A 22,941-nucleotide genomic window follows, 5' to 3' on the forward strand; every position below is an offset into this window, starting at 1 on the left:
GTGACCGTCGAGATTGAGGACAAAGGTGGGAACTGCGGTTCTATCGGCATGGGGAATGGTACCTGGTTCACCATTCTGGATATTCCTGGGGTGGAAAGCCTTTTTAATACCCGTAAAACTAATGACCCGATTGACTGTACCCGTTCAAAGGCCCGCAGGCTGGCTGATTTGATTGAAGCCTGGACGCCACCCGACCACTGGTTCACCGGCATCGGTAAAGCCGAAGGAAAAGCGCTACTTATTGCGTTCCTGCGCAACTGCAAGGGTTTTCGCACTCACTGATATCACAGGGGCTTCGGCCCCTTTCTTCTTAATCCCCTTTAATATCTGTCACCCTCTCTACCGGACATACTACTCTGAACTTACACAGGAGCACGAACATGTCAGAAATCAAATCCAACATTTTTCTACTGACCTATCCGTTTACCACCGCAGCTGGTGCCCGAGTTGAGATGGTTGAAATGAAGCGCCTCACGGTCAAAGACCTGAAACAGGTGCGCAAAACCAGTAAAGACCCTGCCGACTGGGACGAACCACTGATTGCCCGCAGTACCGGCATCCTGCCGGAAGACCTCGATAATATGGATCTTGCTGATTACATGGAGTTGCAGAAACGATTTCAGCAAGTCACTGGGCTGGGCAAGAGCAACGAAGACGCTGATGCAGGCACAGGGGCTGCTGGCGAGGTGGTTTAGGTTTCAGCCGGGGGAGATTGATGCCCTCGATACTGACGATCTGGAGATGTGGCTCGACCAGGCTGAAGAGCAAATCAAAAGCGAATACGGCAACAATCAGTAGTTCTCCAGTCCTGAGCAGCCGCACCTCGCGGCTGTTCTTAATGGTTCCCCATCATCTCTCTCCCGTTTTTCTGCTTTCAGAGGATAACCACCGTGGCCAGTGAATTTTCAGTCGGCGTCATCATTGGCGGCATTGTCGGGAGCAGCTTTCGCTCTGCCGTCAGCGGTACACGACGCGCCCTTGACTCCCTCGGCGATACGTCACGTCGACTTCAGGAGCGCCAGAACGCCTTAACCCGTGCAACGGAGCGCTACGGCCAGCTGGGTTCATCACGGATGCAGCGCCTCAACAGTGATCTGCTGCGGGTAAGTCGCACAATGGAGCAGATTGAGCGCCAGCAGCGCCGTCTGTCGGCGGTGTCGGCCACCAGTGATGCGCTGAAGTCCAACCGTATGGCGCTCTATGGTCAGGGGGCAGAGACTTACGGCATCGCCCGAACGCTGGGCGCACCTGTCATGGCCTCTGTCAAACAATATTCGTCATTCGAGTCTCAGTTGCGCGATATCAGTGTCACCGGCGATCTGGATTCAAGGCAGGAACAGGCCATCGGTACTGCCATTCGTCGGGCATCTCTGCAGGTCAATCAGCTCCAGGAATCTCTGTTGGGGGGCGTGGGTCAACTGGTTGCCGATGGCATGAATCCGCAACAGGCGGCGACCTTTGCCGGGATGCTTGGTAAAGCGGCCACGGCTACCAAAGCGGATATGACCGACCTCGCCAAAATGACCTATGCCTTCAGCGATGCCCTCAAAATTACCGATGCGAAAGAGCTGGAGCAGGCGTTTGGGATTGCGGCAACTGGGGCCAAGCTCGGCTCGTTTGAACTCAAGGATATGGCGAAAGCGTTACCCGGTATGGCCAAAGCCTTCGCTGCACGTGGAATTTACGGTAAAGACGCCATAACCCAGATCGTCGCCAGTCTGGAAGTGGGTAAAGGCAGCGGCTCAGCGGAAGAAGCTGTCACCAATATGTCCAACTGGCTGGCGGCAATGGGACGCGGAGATACCACGCAGAAATACGCTAAGGCTGGCGTGGATTACCAGGGGTCAATGCAAAATTATGTAGCCCAGGGCCTCTCTCAATATGAAGCCTCGCTGATGATTGCCAACCGATTTATCGACGGTAAAGGCAAGGCATTCGTACAGCAATGGAAAGCTGCAGGCTCAAGAGGCGATCAGGAAGGTCAGCAAAAGCTGATGGAGTCCTTCGGACTGGCGGAAGTCTTCACCGATATTCAGACCGTCAACCATCTGCTGTCGATGCGTCAGGGTTGGGATAAATACCAGTCTAATAAGCAGGAAATGAATACTCCTTCTGCAATGTCTACGCTGGACAAGGATGCTGCGAAACAAAATGATACGCTCGAAGGGCGCTGGCGCAGAACGCAGATTGGCTTTAACGACTCGGCTATTAGCATCGGTGAATCATTACGCCCAGCGTTGATCCAGTTAGGGGAAACGTTCATCCCATTAATGAACAGCGTTGGAAAATGGATCGCGGCTAATCCGCAACTCGTGAGCGGTACGATTCAGGTAATCGGTGCATTACTTGCATTTAAGATGGCCACCATCGGCCTCAAGCTCGGGCTGAATCTTCTTATTTCCCCTTTCGTCAATGTCTGGAAAAACGCCGTGCTTCTTCGGGCTAACTGGCTGCGGCTATCGCTCGCGCTGGGTGAAGGCGGCAAACTCCGCTGGCTGGTGACCGGATTCAGCGCTGTCGCCAAAGGAGCCGGAACACTGGCCCGCGTACTCGGCGGTGGTCTGGTTCGTGGACTAATGCTCGCGGGTCGTGCCGTTCTTTTCATAGGTCGGGCGCTGCTGATGAATCCCATTGGACTAATCATCACTGGCGTAGCCATGGCCGCTTATCTGATCTACCGCTACTGGGGGCCAATTTCTGCTTTCTTTAAGCGAATGTGGGCGCAGGTAACCTCTGCGTTCACTAATGCTTGGAGTGGTATCAAGTCTGCATGGAATGGCGTATCAGGTTGGTTTACTGGTTTGTGGGGTAATGTTAAAGCAGCTTTCAACGGTGGGATCATCGGAGTCAGCAAACTTATTCTTAACTGGTCTCCATTAGGCTTGTTCTATAAAGCCTTTGCGGGGGTTATGAGTTGGTTTGGCGTCGATATGCCGAAAAACTTTACCGACTTCGGCGGCAATCTTATCAGCGGCCTCGTTAACGGTATCGGTAATAAACTGTCCGCAGCGAAAGACACCATCGTTAACTTCGGCAACTCCATTTCGGGCTGGTTCAAAGAGACGCTGGGCATTCATTCGCCGAGCCGCGTGTTTATGGGTTTCGGTGACAATATCGGTCAGGGTGCAACTATCGGCCTGCAACGCACTACTCCGCTGGCCGCGCTGGCCGGTCAACGACTGGCGGATGAAATGGTTCCCGACGTTCCCCGCATCCCGTCGCCGGAAATCATGGCAGCGGGCTATTCAGGCCGTGGCGCAGCTGCTGCCAGTGGCGGAACATCTGGCGGTTTTCAGGTCAGTTTTAATCCCCAGTTTTTCCTCAATGGCAAAGAGACCGCAGCGCCTGCCGGGCTGACCGGCGCACTAAATATGAGCCTGCATGAGCTTGAGAAAATGCTGGAGCGTCTGCTGGCTCAGAAACAACGTCGGGGGTACGAATAATGTTTGCGGTACTGGGTGATATTGAGTTTGAGCTGATTACCTACTGGGACGGCTTTGAGGCCACATTCGGCGTCGATTATGCCGAACATGCCCGAATCGAAGGAAAGCCCGGACTGCAGTTCGTCGGCGATAAGCTGGACGAAATCCAGATAAGCCTGGTCTTCCATCAGCATTATTGTGTGCCCGACGTGGAGCTGGCACGACTGCGAACAGCCATGAAAGCCCATCAGGCGCTGGCGCTGGTCTTCGGGAATGGCGACTATCGCGGCTGGTTCGTCATTACCGACGTGACCGCGACCAGCGAGCAGACCGACAGCACTGGCAACGTGCTGGCCGTCAATGCCACTGCATCGCTGCGGGAGTATATCGGCGACCCGAAGAACCCGCTGAAGCCACCTGCAATACGCACGCAGGTTCCCGGTGTCGGGGCGGTCTCCGGTGCCGTTCCTTCACCTTCCGGGGTGGCTCAGTACGTTCGCGACGGCGTCAATTATGCCAAACAGGCGCAGTCCGTTCTCCAGACCACCATCAGCGCCGTTCGGGTCGCGCAGAAGATGAAGGATAACCCAGCCGTTGCGCTGACCCGCGTGCCAGGGCTGATGAGTGGTCTGGGCAACGTGTCCGGGGCGCTGGGTCAAAGCGTTCCGGCATTTAATGCGCTCTCCGAATCCATGCCCGAAGCCATCAGTCTGGCCAGAGCCACCAGTGATGCGGCCACGTATGTGCAGCAGGCGCAGTCTTCGCTGAGCGGCGTAGACAGTAGCAACATCGCAGCGTCGCTTGATGCCGTCTCTGGTCAGCTGAATTCAGCCAGTACCACCTTCACCCGCATGTCGCCGGGGTTAAGCACCATGGTCGCCAAAATTCTGGCGAGGAGTGTGTGATGTTTCTTGAACATGTCACCCGTGACGGTGAGCGCTGGGATTCTCTGGCATGGCAGTACTATGGCGACCCGCTGGGTTATCCCCGGATTATCGCCGCTAACCCGCATGTGGCCATCACGCCGGTGCTGCCCTCCGGGTTGTTGTTATTGATTCCGGTTATCGAGGCTACCGATGCCAGTACAGAAGAGGATATTGCCCCATGGCTGAGGTAAACAGCACCACACAAGCCGCGTCAGCGTTGACCGGCATCAGCGACGTTCTGAGTCCGGTGTTCACCCTGTGGTACCTGCAGAAGAACATCACTAACGATATCGCACCTTATGTCACCCGCGTGACCTACAGCGACAACATCAAAAGCGAGTCTGACACCATTGAGGTGGAGCTGGACGACACCGATGGTCGCTGGCTGGATAAGTGGTATCCGGGTAAGGGTGACACGCTGACGCTAAAGATGGGCTATCAAGGCGAGAAACTGCTGTCCTGCGGTACGTTCTCAATTGACGAGATCGAGGTGAGTTCACCCGCATCCGTTGTCGCCATTCGGGGCGTGGCCACGTCGGTCAACTCGCAGCTTCGTACAAAATCCAGTCGCGGTTTTGAGAGCACCACGCTGGCAGCTATTGCCGGACGTATCGCCAAAAAGCATGAGCTGAAGCTGGTTGGCAGCATTGAATCCATCAAAATTGACCGCGTAACGCAGTACGCTGAAACGGACGTTGGCTTCCTGCGGCGGCTGGCAAGTGAGTATGGTTATGCGGTGAAAGTTGTCAGCGACCAGCTGATTTTCTCTCATCTGGCCACGCTGCGTGGTCAGGAGCCGGTTAAGCAACTGAAACCGCAAGATGTGGCCCGCTTTTCCCTGCGCGACACCATCAACCGGGTCTACAAGTCCGCGAAGGTAAAACACCAGAAGAGCAGCAGCAAAAAGCTGATCGTCTACGAGGCTGACGGTGGCACCAGCGAAAGCGATAAACAGGCCAAAGGCGGCAAAATCACCAGCGCCGACTCACTGAAGGTCAACAGCCGCGTCAGCGACCCTGACAGCGCAAAAATCAAGGCGGACTCTGCGCTGGCAAGTCATAACGAATATCAGCAGAGCGGCTCCCTGACGTTAATGGGCACGCCACAGCTGACAGCGGGCAACAAAATTGAACTGGTGGGTTTTGGTCAGTTATCCGGGCCATGGCTGATAACCACTGCCCGCCATGCGTTTGACCGCAACAGCGGTTATGTGACTGAACTGGACGTGGCGCGGGGACCGGTGACTCAGGGCAAAGCCAAAAAAGGCAACAAGACCGGCAAGACCCAGACGCTGACCGTCTACAAACCGGACGGCAGCACCTCAACGGTAATAAAGGAGGAGAAGAAATGACAGGTGTAACTCTGCAGACCGGAACAGTCAGCGCTGTCGATGCTGATGGAGTGAAAGCCCGCGTCCGGTTGCCGGAGTGCGACAATATGCGCACCAACTGGCTTGACGTCCTCCAGCGCAACACCCAGAACAACAAAGATTACTGGCTCCCGGATGTGGGAGAACAGGTCAAAGTGCTGCTGGACGAAAATGGCGAGGATGGCGTTATTCTCGGCACAGTTTATTCAGACGTCGATACACCATCGTTCAGCGACAAGAACGTTCGCGGTACCAAATTCAGCGACGGGGCTGAGTTCAGCTATAACCGCGCTTCGCATACGCTCACTATCCGGGGTGGTATTGAGCATATGGTGATTGAATGCAGCGCTGACGTGATGGTGAAAACGCAGAAAGCCACGATTGATGCACTACAGACCGAAGTGACCGGCGACCTGCTGGTCTGGGGTAAACTAACTTATGAGGGGGGCATGGCTGGCTCTGGCGGTGAAGGTGCTGCTGCGACCATTCAGGGCAATGTCGAGATTAACGGGAACGCCCACTCAACCGGCAGCATGCTGTCAGATGGCGATAACTCCAACCACCACTCCCACTGAATCTTCTTAAACGCCTTTAATATCGGCGTTCCCGCACAGGGGCAATACTGCCCCTATGAAAACAACCTCAGTATTCTGGCAACCGGCCCTGCAGGCCCCCGGCGAAATCGTCCAGGGGCTGGATGATATCTGGCAGGCCATCCAAATCATCCTGCGTACTCCTCGCGGCAGCGACCCGCATCGCCCGGAGTTCGGCAGCAATCTGCACCTTTATATCGACTGGCCTATCGACCGTGCTATCCCACATGTGGTGCGCGAGTCCGTCGATGCCATTCGGCGCTGGGAGCCTCGCTGCCAGCTTATGTCGGTCAAACCCGCCGTTGACGGCGAACATCTTACGCTCCGGGTGAGCTGGAAAGGCTCAGACGGACAGACCCGGACTCAGGAGCTGCTATGGCGCTGACAGAACCCGACTTTATTGAACGCGACGCCGATAAAATCACGGCTGAAATGATTGCGCAGTACGAAGCCGCAACCGGTAAAACTCTGTATCCCGCACAGGCCGAGCGCCTGTTGATTGACCTGTGGGCATACCGCGAAATGCTGGTCAGGGTGGCGGCGCAGGAAGCCGCCAAACAGAATCTGGTCGCCTTTGCCCGTGAGCCGATGATTGATTACCTCGGTGAACTGGTTGGTGTGTACCGCCTTGCCGCGCAACCTGCTTCCATCCCACTCCAGTTCTCCGTGGAGGAGGCGCTGGACATTGATGTGCTGATTCCGGCAGGCACCCGCGTCAGTGCTTCCGACAGCATTATCTTTTCCACCGATACGGACGTGGTTCTGAAGGCCGGGTTGCTGCTGGTTAACACCACGGCCACCTGTACCGAACCGGGTGTCGCTGGCAACGGCTGGCAACCTGCACAGGTGAGCCAGCTGCTTGATGAGATTGATAACGTCGACCTGCAGGTGACCAATCTGGCGGCCAGTTCTGGCGGCTCAGAGCAGGAAGACAACGACAGGTTGCGCGAGCGCATCAAACTGGCCCCGGAATCGTTCACGAATGCCGGAAGCCGTAAGGCATACCGGTTTCATGCCATGCAGGCCCATCCCAATATCGTCGATGTGGCCGTGCTCTCACCGGCTCCGGGCACCGTGGAGCTGTATCCGTTGCTCAGTACCGGCCTGCCTGACGATAGCATCCTCACGCTGGTTGAGAGCTTTTGCTCAGATGAGAAAGTCAGGCCGCTCACTGATACCGTGCGGACTAAAACGCCTGTCCAGGTGGATTACACCATCGAAGCCAACATCACGATCTACCGTGACCAGGATGCCAACTCGATAAAAGACGCCGCTAACAGCGCCATACAGAACTGGGTGGCGTCCCGTACTGCAGCACTGGGCCGCGATATTGTCCCCAGTCAGATTATCAGCGTGCTGTCCGTTGCCGGGGTCTACCAGGTCGAACTGGTGACACCCGCGCTGAGGGTCGTTGCTGAAAGCGAGTGGGCAAACTGTACGGCGATCACTCTCAACATGACCGGGGTGTCCGATGGCTGAGCCGCTACAACTCCCGCCACCGCTTGAGGGTGATATCAGCCTCAGAGCACTGGGCAGACTGGCCGGGCGGCTGGACAACATCGACCTTAGCGTACTGATGGTCTATCTGGTCGATATTGTTGACAGCTCCGCGCTGCCATGGCTGGGCGAGCAGTTCTCGTTGTTCGGCGATGGCTGGGAGCTGGCGGAATCGGATGATGTGCGTCGCACGCTTATCAAATCCGCCATCGAGCTGCACCGCTATAAAGGGACACCGTGGTCAATCCGGGAAATCATCCGCCGTTTCGGCTTCGGTGAAGTGGATCTGATTGAAGGCACTGGTCAGATCGGCTACGACGGCAAACACACTTACAACGGGCTTTTCGTCCATGGCGATGTTGAAGCGTGGGCGGTTTATCGCGTCATCCTTCAACAGCCTATCACTAACGATCAGGCGGCGCTGTTACGCCAGACGCTCGCAGCATTTGCTCCGGCCCGCTGCCATCTGGCGAGCCTGGAGTATCAGTCTGTCGCTATTCGCTACAACAACACCGTCAACTATGACGGCAGCTATAACCACGGGAGCAGTTAATTATGGCAAACCTACCCGAAACCCAGCAGTGGGAAGAAGGCGTCTACCAGATTGAGGTCTCTGACCCCGTTCTGGGCGGGCCTGACGGGATATCTAACCGTCAGGCTAAACAGCTGGCCAGCCGCACGTCATACCTTAAACAGAAGGTCGAAAAAGGCGGAACAGACCTGGCTGCACACATCGCTGCAGCCGACCCTCATACCCAGTATGCGCCGAAGGCCAGCCCAACATTCACCGGCACGCCGACAGCCCCCACGCCAGCGGCTAACGACAACAGTAAAAAACTGGTGACGACAGAGTTTGTGGCAAGAGCGATTGCTGCTCTTGCTGGTACGGCTCCAGAGACACTGGATACGCTGAAGGAGCTGGCAGACGCACTTGGAAACGATCCGAACTTTGCAACCACGGTGCTGAACAAGCTGACGGAGAAGCTGGCCAAAGACCAGAACGGTGCGGATATCCCTAACCCAGCGCTCTTTGTCAAAAACCTTGGTTTAGGGGAAGGCTCTGCGTTGCCGGTTGGCGTCCCCATTCCGTGGCCGTCAGCGACACCACCAACAGGGTGGCTCAAGTGCAACGGAGCCGCGTTCACTGCCTCCCAGTATCCTAAGCTGGCCCTGGCCTATCCGGCGTTCAGACTGCCTGACTTGCGTGGTGAGTTTCTGCGTGGCTGGGATGACGGGCGCGGCGTTGATAATGGAAGGGGGATTTTAAGCAGTCAGATATATGGCGTTGAATCTCACACGCATAACGGGCAATTATTTAAAGTAAGCGATTCACGTCAAAATGAAACTCCATCATCAGCTGTTCCTGGTCGAGGATACTTAGCAGGTCTAACTCCTGGTGCAAACAGTCCAACGGATTTTGATGATTACTCAGTCGCTTCCAATCCAAATGGTTACTTTGTTGGTAACCAACGCACTAGTGAATATGGCGTGAATGAAACCCGCCCTCGTAACATCGCATTTAACTATATTGTGAGGGCAGCATAATGACGAACGCTGAACTAAATAGCGAGTTTATCGCTACTGTGGCCGGTGATATCACTGTGTTTAACTACGATGGAGAAACCCGCGAGTACCTGTCTTCATCCGTTGAGTACCTCGCCGTAGGTGTTGGCATTCCTGCCAATTCCTGCATTGATGCGCCAGAAGATGAAAAGGATGGCTTTGCCATTTGCCGAACGGCTGATTTTACCGCATGGGAATACCTTACCGATCATCGTGGTGAAACAATCTATAGCACCAAAACTGGCGAAGCGCGTGTTGTCACTTTACCTGGTGATTACCCAAAAGGCACCACGACACTGGCACCTGCTGCGCCATACGATACGTGGAACGGTAGCGAGTGGGTTACTAATACTGACGAGCAGCACACTGCAGACGTGGAGGCAGCAGTACAGCAAAAATCAGCTTTCGTAGCCGAAGCGCAGGCAACAATCAGCCTGTGGCAGACGGAGCTGCAGCTAGGCATTATTAGTGATGAAGATAAGGCCAGCCTGATACTCTGGCTGACCTATATAAAAGAATTGCAGGCTGTCGTTCCTGACGCTGCACCAGATATAAAATGGCCTACGCCTCCGGTTGAACTGGCCAGTTAACATCAGGAGCCGTCGAAACATCGACGGCTTTAACCGCAGTTTTAAAAGCCATCCACGTCGACAGTTTCTTTTTGTTTTCTTCGCTGATATCACCGAGCATCAGCTCCACCCGCCAGTCGGAGGTCAGTTCATCCACATGAGCGAGGATCAGTTGTCGGTGTTGTTCTACATCAGCAATATCACCTTCATGTTTCGCGGCAGAATCCGTGACCCATTTATCGCCGTCCCATTTATCATACGGTGATGCAGGGGCATTGGGCGTAGTACCTTCGGGATAGCTTCCCAGTGCCGTCACTTCAACCTGTTGCATTGTCTCTGTGCTGTAAACGGTTTGGCCTCTGTGATCGGTGATATATTCCCACGATGAGAGGTCTGCTGTGCGGCAAATGGCAAAGCCCTCTTCGGCCTTAAACGCGCTTTAAAGTGCGTTAATAGCGGAGACACCCTGGTAGTGTGGAAACTGGACAGGCTGGGACGCAGCGTTAAGAACCTGATCGCACTCATATCAGAGTTACATGAACGCGGTGCCCACTTCCGCTCTTTAACAGACAGTATTGATACTAGCACTGCCATGGGGCGCTTCTTTTTCCATGTGATGTCGGCACTGGCCGAGATGGAACGTGAACTGATCGTCGAACGAACAGTCGCTGGACTGGCAGCAGCCAGAGCACAGGGACGCATAGGTGGAAGACCCAACGCATTAAAAGCGCATGAGCGAGAGCAGATTGGGCGACTATTGGATAAGGGGCACACCCGCCAGCAGTTGGCCATTATCTACGGTGTGGGGTTATCGACGCTTTACCGGTACTTTCCGGTAGATGGTCAGAGAAAGGATAACGCAGAAGGATTGTAATTCTTTTGCAAATATTGAAACGCCGTAGCGATGCCATTTATCTCACGGAAATGGGCGCATTTATCGCGCGGCGCATCAGGCAGATCAGAAGTTTGAACATATCGATATCTTCGAACACCTACTGGAAGGTCATTCGACATTACCGGCACAGAAAGTTACTCAGATTTTCACTAGCTGTCATCGGCTCGCCAATTGGTTTGAGATATGGCATGACGATATTTATCGGCATTATCACTCATTGCCGCTTTCTGGCGCTCAGTGTGTTTCTACATCATCCGACCAGCTTTCTGGTACCCACTACGCAAGTTCAACCATATAGGAAAGGGTTAACTTTATGGATAATACCGCGACAGCCCCAGCACTACCCCTTCTGACTCCTAAGGACTTATCCTTTCCCGCTGACGCTTGGAACATGATTCAGCCCGAAGAGATGAATGAACAGTTTATCGCCGTGACGACTTCGCTGCGTGGCTGGCTGAAAGGCGGCGCAATGAGCGAATACTATGGATTAACGCCTCACTGCTGCAAACTCGCCGTTGAAATGTGCCACCTGCTGTATGGATTAGATAAAGCGCTGGTACGATGCGCTGCGGAAACCGAAGATAAGCAGCTTCAGGAGCTTTTTATTCTGCATGCTTTCCACGCTCATCGAATGAAAAAAACCTGGGATAACATTTGTCATGAGCTGACCCAAAAACCTCTGGCTGAACTGGAGCCACTGACCTCAACCTTAATGTTGCAGCTCACACTGGAGAATATCGCCGCTAAAGATCCTCTGGCTTTTGCCTACGCCATCGATCTATTTGGATCACCTGGCTACATCGAATCTATCGAACCGGTAGTGGCGTTCTTTAGCGAGCTTTTGGATAACCCGGAAATCATTGCTCACCTTGCTACGTGGAAATCAGAGTCTATTGATAATGACACCTCTTTCGCCAGTATTCCCCTGACCAAAGTCTACGGATATCCCCTTGCGGGCAGCTATGGCAAAGCCTGTTGCGATTTTATCGGTCCGCGCCTGCAACGAGATATCGATACCAGCCTGATTAATCTGGCGGCTCTGGGGGATCAATTTCATTTGTTTTATCGCGGTGTGCAGGTTTTTTACGTCGAGAAGGCATTCTCCTTCCCTCAATTGCACATGAATTGGTTACACAGCGCCTAATGCCACCAGCACCACAATCGGTGAATACTGGAGAAAATCATGCTGTTAAAAGATTCCGTTGTGGTTGAATATGTTCGCGAACGAGTTTTGCGCCTCACCTCCCGGCTACAGGTAGTTGAGCTGGTTCATGATGATATCAATGCATTTTTTGTCGAAATGCTGTCGAGAAACCGAGACCCAGAATCCGCTTTGATAGAAACAGGGTGCAGCGCCGATTTCAGCCGAGACTTTATGGCATTCCTGCATAAAAACGTTCTGCTCTATGCCATTCCGATTAATGCTGATTATATTGCTGCCGCAGATGCCGCTGACCTGATAAACAACGAGCTGAATCATTGGGCGGATATACTTTACTTCGACCCATTCTGGTCAACGATGGAAAACCCGACGGCAGCGACAGATCTGAATACGCTTTATGCTTGGGCAATAGAAAACTACCACCATACTCACAGTGTGATCCGACATTTAGGAGCCGCGCTATCTCATACTCAGAATCAATTGGTCGCGGACAAACTCATTACACATTTGTCTGAGGAATGGGATCACCCTTATCTGTTCAAACTTAGCGCAATACGTTTTCGCCGTGCTCATCTGCTACCCGCACTAGAAGAAACGCTGTTGCCGTTACCCTGCACTCAGTCTCTTTGCGCGCTGTTGCAATTGGCCGCCAGACGAGGTTGTTTCGCCTACAAAAGCTGCGTAGCCGTACTGGAAAACACCGCTCGACGAGTCAATGAAACCCGAACATTTTATCGAAATATTGCCGAGCGAAACGCGTTAGATTATAGCGTGGTTGAACCCTTCGTTATCCACGCAGAAACGGATGAAAACTATGATCATCTTAATTCGTTAAGTCAGTTTTCTGCTCACAGTCCGCCTTTAGCCGTAGCTTGCGTGGAAGAAGCCTTAGGGTTGGCTTATCGTTTTGCAGAGGCACTCAATCTGTGGCAACGCCATATGATGGATTTGTACCTCACTCGCTCTTTAGGTGAAGGCCATCGAACTCGACAAACAGCCTAGGAGTGGCTGGGTATATGCCGTTGTGGATAAATACTCGGCCGTTACTATCAATCTCTATTATTTTTGCCGGATCGTCATTGGCCTATTACATGCTGATGACGACTCTCGCCACTTATCTCTATGATTATCTGAACTTATCCGTAGCCACCGTTGGCACCATCATTTTTGGCTACGTTTTTACCTCACGTCTGGCAAAGGTCGCTTTGGGGCCGTGGTTCGATCGATTAACTCTACGCACTAGCCTGATGCTTTCTTTAAGCATTGCCGCCGTCGGTTTTTTACTGGCTGCATCAGATAAGCTGATAGGTATCCTTGCTCCTTGGTGCCTCTGTATTGCTGGCGTGGGCGTTTCTTCCATCGTATTGCTAACCCACTCTGCTATCGCGCGCCAAAAACAGTCTTCATCCGACGCTTCTCACGCTCCTGCCGATTATTCATTTATCTACGTTCTTATGCATGGCTCGGCATTAATCGCCCCTGCCATTGGTTTTAATATATTGCTCAATTATCCTGGTCAGCTGTATTGGGTTATTGCTAGTTTCTATCTCGCTCTGCTGCTATTTTGCCGGTTTTTTCTCTCTGAACCTCACCACCAGTCAGTTGAGAAAGCCAAACCGATCGTTATAGATTTTCTGATCGCCTTCAAAAAACAGCATTACTGCCGATTCTTGCTGATCAATAGCCTGCTATGGATGCTTTATGCTCAGCTTTTTTCCACCATTCCACTCTACGTACGCGAAGTATTAGGCGCAGAAAGCCATATCACGCGGTTCTACATGGTCGAAGCCTTGTCTGTGATGGTGCTGCAATACTGGGTCAGCGCCCATATTAACCCGCGGATTCAGGCTTATTTTCCCAAGGTGACATTAGCGGCGTTTTCTCTATCCTTCCTGCTGATTTACTACGCTCATAACATGTTTTTCATCCTGCTGGCAGGCTGTATTTTTGCCTTTGCACTAATGGTATTTATGCCGTGCTCAAACGCGGCTAATGCCTCATTCGCCGAGCCAGGGCGTTTCGCTACCTACTTCGGGCTGGTATCACTGTCTGCCACTCTGGGAGATTCGCTCGGCAGTATATTGGGAATGGTCTGCTTTGATTTGTTACTGCAAAACGAGATGCTAAAACACTACTTTCTCTGGCTCGCCGGCATTACCGCAGCACTGGCAATTCTCTGTCGCAATCCGTATAACTGTCCTTTCTGATTTCCCTATTCATCTATCGAACTGATACCAGACTTATGAATGAACCACTGAGCCGCATTATTGCAAGCGAACTACAGGCCCGGCCGGAGCAAGTCATCTCCGCTATCCGCCTGCTTGATGAAGGTAATACCGTTCCCTTTATTGCACGGTATCGTAAGGAAGTTACCGGCGGGTTGGATGATACCCAGTTGCGCCAGCTGGAAACCCGTCTGGGTTATCTGCGTGAATTGGAAGACCGCCGCCAAACCATTCTCAAATCCATTGAAGATCAAGGCAAGCTAACTGAGCAACTCGCCGGTGCCATAAACGGCACTATGAGTAAAACCGAGCTAGAAGACCTTTATCTGCCTTATAAACCGAAGCGTCGCACGCGCGGACAGATTGCGATTGAAGCCGGTCTGGAACCTCTGGCCGATAGCTTGTGGAACAATCCGCAGCAAGAGCCTGAATCCGTTGCCGCCGCCTATATCGATGCTGAGAAAGGCGTTGCCGATACCAAAGCCGCCTTGGATGGCGCGCGTTACATCCTGATGGAGCGTTTCGCCGAAGACGCCACGCTGCTGGCTAAAGTGCGTCAGTATCTATGGAAAAATGCGCACCTCGTCTCAAAAGTAGTTGAAGGCAAAGAGCAGGAAGGGGCAAAGTTCCGCGATTACTTCGAACATCATGAACCTATCGCTCAGGTACCTTCGCACCGCGCATTGGCTATGTTCCGTGGCCGCAATGAAGGCGTGCTGCAACTGTCTCTGAATGCCGATCCGCAGTTTGAAGAACCGCCGCGTGAAAGCCAGGGCGAACAGATTATTATCAATCATCTGGATCTGCGCCTGAATAATGCGCCTGCCGATGCGTGGCGGAAAGCCGTCATCAACTGGACATGGCGCATCAAAGTTTTACTGCATTTGGAAACCGAATTGATGAGCACCCTGCGCGAGCGGGCGGAAGAAGAAGCCATCAACGTGTTTGCCCGTAATATGCAGGATTTGCTGATGGCAGCACCTGCCGGCATGCGCGCCACCATGGGTCTGGATCCAGGATTACGTACCGGAGTCAAAGTCGCCGTGGTTGATGCCACCGGTAAATTAGTGGCTTACGACACGGTTTACCCTCATACCGGTCAGGCCACCAAAGCCGCCGCCACTGTCGCGGCGCTATGCATCAAGCATCAGGTTGAACTGGTGGCAATTGGTAACGGCACCGCGTCTCGGGAAACAGAGCGCTTCTTTACCGAATTGCAGCAGCAATATCCGGCGGTTACCGCACAGAAAGTGATTGTCAGTGAAGCCGGAGCCTCCGTGTATTCCGCATCTGAGCTGGCGGCACTGGAATTCCCCGATCTGGATGTCTCTATCCGTGGCGCGGTGTCAATTGCCCGTCGCCTGCAAGATCCGCTGGCCGAGCTGGTTAAGATCGATCCAAAATCTATCGGGGTTGGCCAGTATCAGCATGACGTTAGCCAGAGCCAATTGGCTAAAAAACTGGATGCGGTGGTTGAAGACTGCGTAAACGCCGTTGGCGTGGATCTCAATACAGCGTCGGTGCCATTACTAACCCGCGTTGCCGGTCTGACGCGCATGATGGCGCAAAATATCGTGAACTGGCGTAATGAAAATGGTCGTTTCCGTAATCGTGAACAGCTATTGAAAGTCAGTCGTTTGGGGCCAAAAGCCTTTGAGCAGTGCGCCGGTTTCCTGCGCATCAACCACGGTGATAACCCGCTGGACGCCTCGACGGTGCATCCCGAAGCTTATCCGGTAGTCGAACGTATTCTGGCTGCGACCGAGCAGGCGTTACAGGATTTAATGGGCAATCCAACCGTACTGCGGAACCTGCAAGCCAGAGATTTTACTACCGAGCGTTTCGGTGTGCCGACGGTGACAGATATTCTTAAAGAGTTGGAAAAACCGGGTCGCGATCCGCGTCCTGAGTTTAAAACCGCAACCTTCGCAGACGGCGTTGAAACCATGAACGACCTCACCGTGGGAATGATTCTGGAAGGTTCGGTGACTAACGTAACCAATTTTGGTGCCTTTGTTGATATCGGCGTCCATCAGGATGGTTTGGTGCACATTTCTTCACTGGCAGACAAATTTGTCGATGACCCACATAAAGTGGTGAAAGCCGGCGATATCGTCAAAGTGAAAGTAATGGAAGTAGATTTACAGCGTAAACGTATTGCTTTAACGATGCGTTTAGACGAGCAACCGGGAGAAACCAATGCCCGACGCGGCAGCGCTGACAATAGTGCTAAACCTCGTCAGGGAGGACGCAATAGTCAGGATTCTCGCGATAGAGCGCCAGCCAAAGGACGCACTGCTAGCGCTACCGGCGCAGGCAACAGCGCCATGAGCGACGCGCTAGCAGCGGCCTTAGGCAAAAAACGCTAATCCAACCGCGCCGCTGACTCTTGTCAGCGGCGTTTTTCCTTCCCAGTTCGCGCCACTCTCTCCCTTTTCTCACTGCTATTCTGTGATATGCCTTTCATAATCTTTTGGTCTATAAATATGAAATTTTATATTCATAGATGATTAGCAGAAGCTAAACATCTATTTTCTGAGTCCATCATATTTTTTCTATTTGTGTTGGACCTCTCAAAATAAATGAGGCGACTGACGCAACCCTAAGGATTTATTAAGAAACATAATAAATAAGATTAACTAAATATAAATCCAGATATTAATTGATTCAAATCATGGTGAATTGCAGATAGTGTAAATTAGAATTATTATCCTTAAGGCTGGTCGTATATGTAAATTGAAATACAATTCATTAACCATTTTAACCAGCCATTCTCGTTTGCGAACGCCACACTTTGGTGCTAAAAAAAGAAGATATCGGCCTAGAGCATATTATTCCTAATGTCGTAACGAATATTTACCATTAGGTTTTTGATCGCTGTTGAATACGATAACGATTCTCACTATCATTATTGTGTCTATTATCGCTTAGCGCTACCGCCCGCAGTTCAATGGCTAGCGCTAATAGCCCGATTCCTCTGGCAGATAATGTGATATTCGCACCTGGCGTTGAGCTGGTTAGTCCGCCATTTTGTTGCCGATAATGTCATCTTTTATTATCACGAGGGTTATATGCATCTTCTTCCTCAACGCGCTTATAAGATTTTGGGATTCTCTCCTGAAATCAGCCCGGCTTATCGACAAAAATTATTGTCGCTCGGCATGTTACCCGGTTCATCATTTAATGTTGTGCGTCTCGCACCATTAGGCGATCCCATTCAGATAGAAACTCGCCGCGTTAGCTTGGTCTTGCGTAAAAAAGATTTAGATTTTCTGAATTTGGACCTACAGCCTTAATTTTTAGGTTCCTTTCATTTTATTTTCTCTGCGGCTCGGTTGGGTATATCACCTGGTCTAGATTAATTTTAATTTACTCATATTACGTTGGATCATGAAAGCACTCACAATCGGCTTAATTGGCAACCCCAATGCAGGTAAAACTACACTGTTCAACCAACTGACCGGAGCACGTCAGCGCGTAGGTAACTGGTCTGGGGTCACGGTAGAACGGAAAGAAGGTCATTTTTCCACGGCGCAGCATCAGGTGACTTTGGTTGACCTGCCCGGCACCTATTCCCTGACGACCATCTCTGAACAAACCTCGCTGGATGAACAAATTGCCTGTCACTACATTCTCAGTGGCGAAGCCGATCTGTTAATCAACGTAATAGATGCGTCGAATCTGGAACGCAACCTCTATCTGACATTGCAGCTGCTAGAGTTGGGCATTCCATGCATTATCGCGCTGAATATGCTGGATATTGCCCAAAGTCAACGAATCAAAATTGACGTGGATGCGTTGTCTAAGCGCCTTGGTTGCCCGGTCATTCCACTAGTTTCGACTCGTGCAACAGGTATTGCCGAACTGAAAACCAGCATCGACCAATATCAGCCGAACACCGATAACGCTCTGGTGAACTATCCGCCGCTGTTGCTGGAAGAAGTTGAAAAACTGACTTCGGCCATGCCCGATAGTCTGCCAATGCAGCAACGGCGCTGGCTGGCGTTACAAATGCTGGAAGGTGATATCTACAGTCTGGCACGCTCCGGCGTTTCGCCCGCTTTGCTGGCAGAGTCCCGCCAACGGCTTAAAGATCAACAACATGAAGATCCCGAACTGGTGATTGCCGACGCTCGTTACCAAAGCATCGCAACGCTGTGTGATGCGGTTAGCAACGCGCAACAGGCTGAACCTAACCGTCTGACTCAAATGCTAGATAAAGTGATTCTGAATCGTTGGCTCGGCGTGCCAATTTTCCTGTTTGTTATGTATTTGATGTTTGTATTGGCGATCAATATCGGCGGGGCGCTACAGCCAATTTTTGATATCGGCTCATCGGCGATATTTATTCAGGGTCTACAATGGGTTGGCTATACCCTGCACTTCCCCGAATGGCTGACGATATTTTTAGCTCAGGGGATTGGCGGCGGGATCAACACTGTTTTACCGCTGGTACCGCAAATCGGCATGATGTACCTGTTTCTATCCTTCCTCGAAGATTCTGGCTACATGGCTCGGGCGGCTTTCGTTATGGACCGCCTGATGCAGGCTCTGGGGCTGCCGGGTAAATCCTTCGTGCCGCTCATCGTCGGGTTTGGCTGTAACGTGCCGGCAATTATGGGCGCACGTACCTTGGACGCTCAGCGCGAACGCCTGACAACCGTCATGATGGCGCCCTTTATGTCCTGTGGTGCACGTCTGGCTATTTTTGCCGTCTTCGCCGCCGCTTTCTTCGGGCAGGACGGTGCCAGCATCGTATTCTCCCTGTATTTGCTCGGCATCGTGGTCGCCATTCTTACCGGACTGCTACTCAAGTACACCATTATGCGCGGCGAAGCCTCTCCCTTCGTGATGGAACTGCCGGTTTACCACGTTCCTCACTTAAAAAGCCTGCTGCTACAGACCTGGCAGCGCCTGAAAGGCTTTGTGCTGCGCGCCGGTAAAGTCATCGTTATCGCCAGTATTTTTATTGGTGGATTGAACAGCTTTACCTTCGGCGGGAAAGCCGCCGATAGCATTAATGACTCAGCTTTGGCCTCGGTCAGTAAAGTACTCACGCCGTTGCTGACGCCAATGGGCGTACACGCCGATAACTGGCAGGCCACCGTGGGCTTGGTTACCGGGGCTATGGCGAAAGAAGTCGTTGTGGGGACATTAAACACTCTGTATACCGCCGAGCAAATTAAGAACGAACCTTTTGATGCAGAAGGCTTTAATTTGCTGGATGAACTCGGCGGAGCGGTAAACGAAACCTGGCAGGGATTAAAAGATACCTTCAGCCTGAGCGTACTTTCCAACCCGATCGAAGCCAGCAAGGGTGACGGTGAAATGGAAGCTGGTTCAATGGGCATGATGAGCAGCAAATTTGGCTCCAGCGTGGCGGCTTATAGCTACCTGATCTTTGTTTTGCTCTACGTTCCCTGCGTTTCCGTTATGGGCGCGATCGCCCGTGAAACCAGCCGCGGCTGGATGACCTTCTCAATTCTGTGGGGACTAAACGTGGCTTACTCACTGGCAACGCTGTTCTATCAGGCCGCGACCTTTAGCAGCCATCCACAGCAAAGTTTGGGCATTATCGCGGCGGTCATCGTCTTTAACATTTTGATATTCTTCGGCCTGCGCCGTGCTCGCAGCCGGGTAACCTTCCGCCTACAGAATCGACAGCCCGCGAGTGGCTGCCAAAATGGCGGCGGTCACTGTCATTAATCAGGGAGAAATCAATTATGGCCAGTTTGATGCAACTGCGTGACACCCTTGCCCTGAACGGCTGCATGGAAGCTAGCCAGCTAAGTCAGCAGTTGGCCGCACCGCTACCTTTGGTAGAAGCTATGCTAGAACGACTGATTGCTATGGGAAAACTGGAGCGTATCGAGCAGGATAACAGCGGATGCCTGAGCGGTAGCTGTAAAAGCTGCCCGGAAGGCCAGAAATGCAATACCGTGGTGTATCAGTTAAAAACCCACTAAAGAAAAAGGTGATGTCAGCAATGGCATCACCTTATTGTTATTCAACGATAATTACTTATAAACATCTGCGGTAGCGTTAAATTTTTTCTTTTCATTTTCCGAGATGATGACGTAGTACTTGCCGCCTTTTTCGTCGGCTTTAGCCGACAAATCCTGTTTCACATCCAGTGGAGACATGGCTTCGCCAGAAGAAGAAATGGTGCCAATTTTTTCGTAGCCTTTGTCTTTCGCTTCTTGTCTTGTAATTTCTTTCGCTGCCAAAGCGCCAAAAGACAACCCACCAACAACCAGAGCAACCGCTACATTTTTCAATAATTTCATGGTAATACCTCGCATTAAAGTGATAGGTGCGTGTACAGAAAAATTGAGCCAAGTAATAACGATATGAGTTAGATTTGATTTGTATTGATGCGCCTACAGGAAAGGTTCATCCCCCAGAGGAAGGGTTACAGAAAAATCGGCGCGATGAACTGCCCGTTCTGTAGCACCTGATCTAACGCTTCTAATTATTGAGTAGATTCAGTATTTAGCCACTAAATGACCAATATATTTCGATCCCGTCGAGGTAATGACAGAGATAGCCCTTCTCCCGACGGCGTGACTCCATTAAGAACTCTGAGCAGTCTCAGCGGCAAAATTAATGATTAACTCTGCAAAATCATCAGGGTGAGAGATAAATGGAGCATGAGCCGAGCCTTTCATCACTACAGAGCGACTTTGAGGTAAAGCATCATCCAGCAACGCGGCAACTTTGCGCGGCACCAGACCATCCAGATAACCATAAATACGCAGTAACGGGACAGAACAAGCAGCCAGCTCCTGACGTAAATCCACCGTGCGCAAAATTTCCAGGCCACCGGTCAATACTTCCACCTCAGGCATTTGATGATTCAATACCACCGATTTCAGCAAGCGTGCATCCTGACGGGCGCTTTCCGTCCCCAGCGTTTGTAACGCCAAAAAACGCTCAACGGTGCGTTGAAAATCTTCCGTTAGCTGCTGTTGGAAACCCGCCAGCACTTCTGGGCGAATCCCCGGCCATTCGTCATGGGCGGTAAAACAGGGGGAAGAAGAGACCGTAATCAGGCCGCTCACGCGCTCCGGGTGACTCAGGGCAATCTGACTCGCCACCAACCCGCCCATTGACCACCCCAGCCACAGCGCCTTCGCTGGAGCCTGTTTCTGTACAATATCAGCCATCTCATCCAGCGACATCGCACCATAATCTCGGCTGCGTCCGTAGCCCGGCAAATCGACCAGATGAATACGAAAATGCGGGGCAAGCCGCTCAATCATGCAACGCCACACCTCGGCGTTCAGTCCCCATCCGTGCAGCAGCACAAGATCGCGATCGCCTTCGCCGCAGGTCTGCCAATAAAGCTTTGTCATCAGTTATTATCCTGTTGCCTTCAACATCAAGGAAGATGCCTATGCTAACAATCACCGGGCTATGTTGGCTATGCCGACAACCGTTACATCTGGCTTTTCACGGAATTTGCTGTTTCTGTTTACGTCATTTACCCATGCCGCCACCCTGCTGTTTTCGCTGTGGCTTGCCCTCATCACAGCCCGAACTACCCTGCGGTCGCTGCCTACAGCAACCACGGCCATGGCAGCGGATACTGTTCATCGGGGATTATCAACCGCCGTTAAGTACGCTAATAAAAATGCTGAAATTTAAGGGTTTTTCACAATTAGCGCCGGTTTTGGCTCGCTTGATATTCTTACGCTGGCGAACGATAAAATACGCCGATAGTGCGGCAATCAAGCCTCAGCGGTTGATCAGCGTGCCGTTACATCACCAGCGCTGCTGGCAGAGAGGTTTTAATCAAAGCGATTTATTGGCGCGACCTTTGGCTCGCTGGCTAGGCTGCGATTATCATCCTGACAGTCTAAAACGCCTGTCTGCCGCGCCACCGCAGCGGCAGCTCACCGCCAGCGCGCGCCGGAAGAATCTAAGGGGAATATTTCGCCTTACCGAAGATTTTTGCGGTCAGCACGTCGTATTACTGGATGATGTTGTGACAACGGGCAGCACGGTTGCCGAGATAGGCGCTATGCTGCGGGAACAGAAGGTAAGCTCATTGCAGGTTTGGTGTATTTGCCGCACCTTGTAGTCACGGCGTCAATGGGCGTATTATAACCGACAAGAGCAGTCAACTATTGAGCTAATGCCATGATCAAAATAACAGATGCAGCACAATCTCATTTTGCCAAATTGCTGGCAAATCAAGAAGAAGGTACCCAAATCCGCGTATTTGTGATCAACCCAGGTACTCCAACGGCAGAATGCGGTGTGTCCTATTGCCCGCCGGATGCGGTTGAGGCCACAGATACCGAGCTAAAATTCGAGCAATTATCCGCCTATGTGGATGAATTGAGCGTACCTTATCTGCAGGATGCTGAAATCGACTTCGTTACCGATCAGTTAGGCTCGCAGTTAACCCTGAAAGCGCCTAATGCCAAAATGCGGAAAGTGGATGATTCTGCACCGCTGATGGAACGGGTAGAGTACGTTTTGCAATCGCAGATTAACCCACAGCTGGCTGGCCACGGTGGTCGCGTTACGCTGATGGAAATCACCGATGACGGGCTGGCAATTCTTCAGTTCGGTGGCGGTTGTAACGGATGTTCGATGGTCGATGTGACCCTGAAAGAAGGCATCGAAAAAGAGCTGTTACAGAAATTCCCTGAATTGAAAGGGGTAAGAGACCTGACCGAGCATCAGCGCGGCGAGCATTCTTATTACTGATT

24 protein-coding genes and 1 pseudogene are annotated in these 22,941 nt (G+C 52.0%); 22 read left to right on the forward strand and 3 right to left on the reverse strand.

Features of this window, described 5'->3' with window-relative positions; genetic code table 11:
• From ACQ4OC_RS13605 to ACQ4OC_RS13660, 12 genes are all read left to right on the forward strand, one after another.
• Positions 1-282, forward strand: coding sequence for a hypothetical protein (locus ACQ4OC_RS13605; RefSeq protein WP_284931105.1), 282 nt, complete (start codon positions 1-3; stop codon positions 280-282).
• Between the two features lie 98 nt (positions 283-380).
• The gene (locus ACQ4OC_RS13610; RefSeq protein ID WP_430971262.1) at positions 381-695 is read left to right on the forward strand and encodes a phage tail assembly protein; all 315 of its coding nucleotides are present in this window, start codon (positions 381-383) and stop codon (positions 693-695) included.
• Between the two features lie 195 nt (positions 696-890).
• Positions 891-3,443, forward strand: a complete 2,553-nt coding sequence (locus ACQ4OC_RS13615; protein WP_430971263.1) for a phage tail tape measure protein — start codon at positions 891-893, stop codon at positions 3,441-3,443.
• On the forward strand, positions 3,443-4,327 hold the full coding sequence (locus ACQ4OC_RS13620; protein ID WP_430971264.1) for a phage tail protein: 885 nt from the start codon (positions 3,443-3,445) through the stop codon (positions 4,325-4,327). The genes ACQ4OC_RS13615 and ACQ4OC_RS13620 overlap by 1 nt, the downstream gene beginning before the upstream one ends.
• Positions 4,327-4,539, forward strand: a complete 213-nt coding sequence (locus ACQ4OC_RS13625) for a tail protein X (protein WP_170930805.1) — start codon at positions 4,327-4,329, stop codon at positions 4,537-4,539. The genes ACQ4OC_RS13620 and ACQ4OC_RS13625 overlap by 1 nt, the downstream gene beginning before the upstream one ends.
• Positions 4,527-5,699, forward strand: coding sequence for a phage late control D family protein (locus ACQ4OC_RS13630; RefSeq protein WP_430971265.1), 1,173 nt, complete (start codon positions 4,527-4,529; stop codon positions 5,697-5,699). Before ACQ4OC_RS13625 ends, ACQ4OC_RS13630 begins: the two co-directional genes overlap by 13 nt.
• Complete coding sequence (locus tag ACQ4OC_RS13635) at positions 5,696-6,292, forward strand: phage baseplate assembly protein V (protein WP_430971266.1); 597 nt, start codon at positions 5,696-5,698, stop codon at positions 6,290-6,292. Before ACQ4OC_RS13630 ends, ACQ4OC_RS13635 begins: the two co-directional genes overlap by 4 nt.
• A 55-nt stretch (positions 6,293-6,347) precedes the next feature.
• The gene (locus ACQ4OC_RS13640) at positions 6,348-6,695 is read left to right on the forward strand and encodes a GPW/gp25 family protein (RefSeq protein ID WP_063617137.1); all 348 of its coding nucleotides are present in this window, start codon (positions 6,348-6,350) and stop codon (positions 6,693-6,695) included.
• Positions 6,686-7,789 (forward strand): baseplate assembly protein, encoded by a 1,104-nt coding sequence (locus ACQ4OC_RS13645; protein WP_430971267.1) that lies wholly within the window; start codon positions 6,686-6,688, stop codon positions 7,787-7,789. The genes ACQ4OC_RS13640 and ACQ4OC_RS13645 overlap by 10 nt, the downstream gene beginning before the upstream one ends.
• Positions 7,782-8,360 carry a phage tail protein I gene (locus tag ACQ4OC_RS13650; RefSeq protein ID WP_367122175.1) on the forward strand — a complete coding sequence of 193 codons (579 nt, stop codon included), beginning with the start codon at positions 7,782-7,784 and terminating at the stop codon, positions 8,358-8,360. The genes ACQ4OC_RS13645 and ACQ4OC_RS13650 overlap by 8 nt, the downstream gene beginning before the upstream one ends.
• Before the next feature lie 2 nt (positions 8,361-8,362).
• A complete protein-coding gene (locus ACQ4OC_RS13655; protein ID WP_430971268.1) occupies positions 8,363-9,352 on the forward strand; it encodes a phage tail protein in 990 nt (329 codons plus the stop codon).
• Positions 9,352-9,960, forward strand: coding sequence for a tail fiber assembly protein (locus ACQ4OC_RS13660; protein ID WP_430971269.1), 609 nt, complete (start codon positions 9,352-9,354; stop codon positions 9,958-9,960). Before ACQ4OC_RS13655 ends, ACQ4OC_RS13660 begins: the two co-directional genes overlap by 1 nt.
• Here the strand turns inward: ACQ4OC_RS13660 and ACQ4OC_RS13665 are convergent.
• Positions 9,932-10,270 (reverse strand): tail fiber assembly protein, encoded by a 339-nt coding sequence (locus ACQ4OC_RS13665; protein WP_430971270.1) that lies wholly within the window; start codon positions 10,268-10,270, stop codon positions 9,932-9,934. The two genes, ACQ4OC_RS13660 and ACQ4OC_RS13665, sit on opposite strands and share 29 nt — an antisense overlap.
• Positions 10,271-10,363: 93 nt before the next feature.
• On the opposite strand from ACQ4OC_RS13665, the pseudogene ACQ4OC_RS13670 reads away from it, so the two are divergent.
• The 8 genes and pseudogenes from ACQ4OC_RS13670 to feoC all read left to right on the forward strand — a co-directional run.
• Positions 10,364-10,813 (forward strand): annotated as a pseudogene (locus ACQ4OC_RS13670) (recombinase family protein); the annotation flags it as partial.
• Between the two features lie 334 nt (positions 10,814-11,147).
• Entirely contained in the window at positions 11,148-11,978 is an 831-nt protein-coding gene (locus ACQ4OC_RS13675) for a hypothetical protein (protein WP_064515660.1), read from the forward strand.
• 39 nt (positions 11,979-12,017) lie between these two features.
• Positions 12,018-12,998 (forward strand): hypothetical protein, encoded by a 981-nt coding sequence (locus ACQ4OC_RS13680; protein ID WP_064515661.1) that lies wholly within the window; start codon positions 12,018-12,020, stop codon positions 12,996-12,998.
• A gap of 14 nt (positions 12,999-13,012) precedes the next feature.
• On the forward strand, positions 13,013-14,203 hold the full coding sequence (locus ACQ4OC_RS13685; protein ID WP_064515662.1) for an MFS transporter: 1,191 nt from the start codon (positions 13,013-13,015) through the stop codon (positions 14,201-14,203).
• A gap of 35 nt (positions 14,204-14,238) precedes the next feature.
• Positions 14,239-16,590, forward strand: coding sequence for a Tex family protein (locus ACQ4OC_RS13690; RefSeq protein ID WP_064515663.1), 2,352 nt, complete (start codon positions 14,239-14,241; stop codon positions 16,588-16,590).
• Between the two features lie 702 nt (positions 16,591-17,292).
• Positions 17,293-17,517, forward strand: coding sequence for a ferrous iron transporter A (gene feoA, locus ACQ4OC_RS13695; RefSeq protein ID WP_049597284.1), 225 nt, complete (start codon positions 17,293-17,295; stop codon positions 17,515-17,517).
• A 94-nt stretch (positions 17,518-17,611) separates the two neighbouring features.
• Positions 17,612-19,927, forward strand: coding sequence for a Fe(2+) transporter permease subunit FeoB (gene feoB / locus ACQ4OC_RS13700; protein WP_120805332.1), 2,316 nt, complete (start codon positions 17,612-17,614; stop codon positions 19,925-19,927).
• Between the two features lie 17 nt (positions 19,928-19,944).
• On the forward strand, positions 19,945-20,187 hold the full coding sequence (feoC, locus tag ACQ4OC_RS13705; protein ID WP_120805330.1) for a [Fe-S]-dependent transcriptional repressor FeoC: 243 nt from the start codon (positions 19,945-19,947) through the stop codon (positions 20,185-20,187).
• A 51-nt stretch (positions 20,188-20,238) separates the two neighbouring features.
• Here the strand turns inward: feoC and ACQ4OC_RS13710 are convergent, their stop codons facing one another.
• Entirely contained in the window at positions 20,239-20,508 is a 270-nt protein-coding gene (locus tag ACQ4OC_RS13710; protein WP_064515666.1) for a YdgH/BhsA/McbA-like domain containing protein, read from the reverse strand.
• A 285-nt stretch (positions 20,509-20,793) separates the two neighbouring features.
• Positions 20,794-21,576 carry a pimeloyl-ACP methyl ester esterase BioH gene (gene bioH, locus ACQ4OC_RS13715; protein WP_064515667.1) on the reverse strand — a complete coding sequence of 261 codons (783 nt, stop codon included), beginning with the start codon at positions 21,574-21,576 and terminating at the stop codon, positions 20,794-20,796.
• A gap of 41 nt (positions 21,577-21,617) precedes the next feature.
• On the opposite strand from bioH, the gene gntX reads away from it, so the two are divergent.
• Both gntX and nfuA read left to right on the forward strand, forming a co-directional pair.
• Positions 21,618-22,304, forward strand: a complete 687-nt coding sequence (gntX, locus tag ACQ4OC_RS13720; RefSeq protein ID WP_064515668.1) for a DNA utilization protein GntX — start codon at positions 21,618-21,620, stop codon at positions 22,302-22,304.
• Between the two features lie 59 nt (positions 22,305-22,363).
• A complete protein-coding gene (gene nfuA, locus ACQ4OC_RS13725; RefSeq protein ID WP_064515669.1) occupies positions 22,364-22,939 on the forward strand; it encodes a Fe-S biogenesis protein NfuA in 576 nt (191 codons plus the stop codon).
• Positions 22,940-22,941: the final 2 nt, after the last annotated feature.

Origin of the sequence: Yersinia sp. J1 (genome assembly GCF_050586585.1) — a bacterium.
Classification (GTDB): Bacteria; Pseudomonadota; Gammaproteobacteria; order Enterobacterales; family Enterobacteriaceae; genus Yersinia; species Yersinia entomophaga.

Bases quoted from the DNA above. Each gene is read 5' to 3' on its own strand.
- ACQ4OC_RS13610 (WP_430971262.1), top strand. From the start codon at position 381: ATGTCAGAAATCAAATCCAACATTTTTCTACTGACCTATCCGTTTACC.
- ACQ4OC_RS13620 (WP_430971264.1), top strand. From the start codon at position 3,443: ATGTTTGCGGTACTGGGTGATATTGAGTTTGAGCTGATTACCTACTGG.
- ACQ4OC_RS13625 (WP_170930805.1), top strand. From the start codon at position 4,327: ATGTTTCTTGAACATGTCACCCGTGACGGTGAGCGCTGGGATTCTCTG.
- ACQ4OC_RS13630 (WP_430971265.1), top strand. From the start codon at position 4,527: ATGGCTGAGGTAAACAGCACCACACAAGCCGCGTCAGCGTTGACCGGC.
- ACQ4OC_RS13635 (WP_430971266.1), top strand. From the start codon at position 5,696: ATGACAGGTGTAACTCTGCAGACCGGAACAGTCAGCGCTGTCGATGCT.
- ACQ4OC_RS13640 (WP_063617137.1), top strand. From the start codon at position 6,348: ATGAAAACAACCTCAGTATTCTGGCAACCGGCCCTGCAGGCCCCCGGC.
- ACQ4OC_RS13645 (WP_430971267.1), top strand. From the start codon at position 6,686: ATGGCGCTGACAGAACCCGACTTTATTGAACGCGACGCCGATAAAATC.
- ACQ4OC_RS13650 (WP_367122175.1), top strand. From the start codon at position 7,782: ATGGCTGAGCCGCTACAACTCCCGCCACCGCTTGAGGGTGATATCAGC.
- ACQ4OC_RS13655 (WP_430971268.1), top strand. From the start codon at position 8,363: ATGGCAAACCTACCCGAAACCCAGCAGTGGGAAGAAGGCGTCTACCAG.
- ACQ4OC_RS13660 (WP_430971269.1), top strand. From the start codon at position 9,352: ATGACGAACGCTGAACTAAATAGCGAGTTTATCGCTACTGTGGCCGGT.
- ACQ4OC_RS13665 (WP_430971270.1), bottom strand. From the start codon at position 10,270: ATGCAACAGGTTGAAGTGACGGCACTGGGAAGCTATCCCGAAGGTACT.
- ACQ4OC_RS13675 (WP_064515660.1), top strand. From the start codon at position 11,148: ATGGATAATACCGCGACAGCCCCAGCACTACCCCTTCTGACTCCTAAG.
- ACQ4OC_RS13680 (WP_064515661.1), top strand. From the start codon at position 12,018: ATGCTGTTAAAAGATTCCGTTGTGGTTGAATATGTTCGCGAACGAGTT.
- ACQ4OC_RS13685 (WP_064515662.1), top strand. From the start codon at position 13,013: ATGCCGTTGTGGATAAATACTCGGCCGTTACTATCAATCTCTATTATT.
- ACQ4OC_RS13690 (WP_064515663.1), top strand. From the start codon at position 14,239: ATGAATGAACCACTGAGCCGCATTATTGCAAGCGAACTACAGGCCCGG.
- feoA (WP_049597284.1), top strand. From the start codon at position 17,293: ATGCATCTTCTTCCTCAACGCGCTTATAAGATTTTGGGATTCTCTCCT.
- feoB (WP_120805332.1), top strand. From the start codon at position 17,612: ATGAAAGCACTCACAATCGGCTTAATTGGCAACCCCAATGCAGGTAAA.
- feoC (WP_120805330.1), top strand. From the start codon at position 19,945: ATGGCCAGTTTGATGCAACTGCGTGACACCCTTGCCCTGAACGGCTGC.
- ACQ4OC_RS13710 (WP_064515666.1), bottom strand. From the start codon at position 20,508: ATGAAATTATTGAAAAATGTAGCGGTTGCTCTGGTTGTTGGTGGGTTG.
- bioH (WP_064515667.1), bottom strand. From the start codon at position 21,576: ATGACAAAGCTTTATTGGCAGACCTGCGGCGAAGGCGATCGCGATCTT.
- gntX (WP_064515668.1), top strand. From the start codon at position 21,618: ATGCTAACAATCACCGGGCTATGTTGGCTATGCCGACAACCGTTACAT.
- nfuA (WP_064515669.1), top strand. From the start codon at position 22,364: ATGATCAAAATAACAGATGCAGCACAATCTCATTTTGCCAAATTGCTG.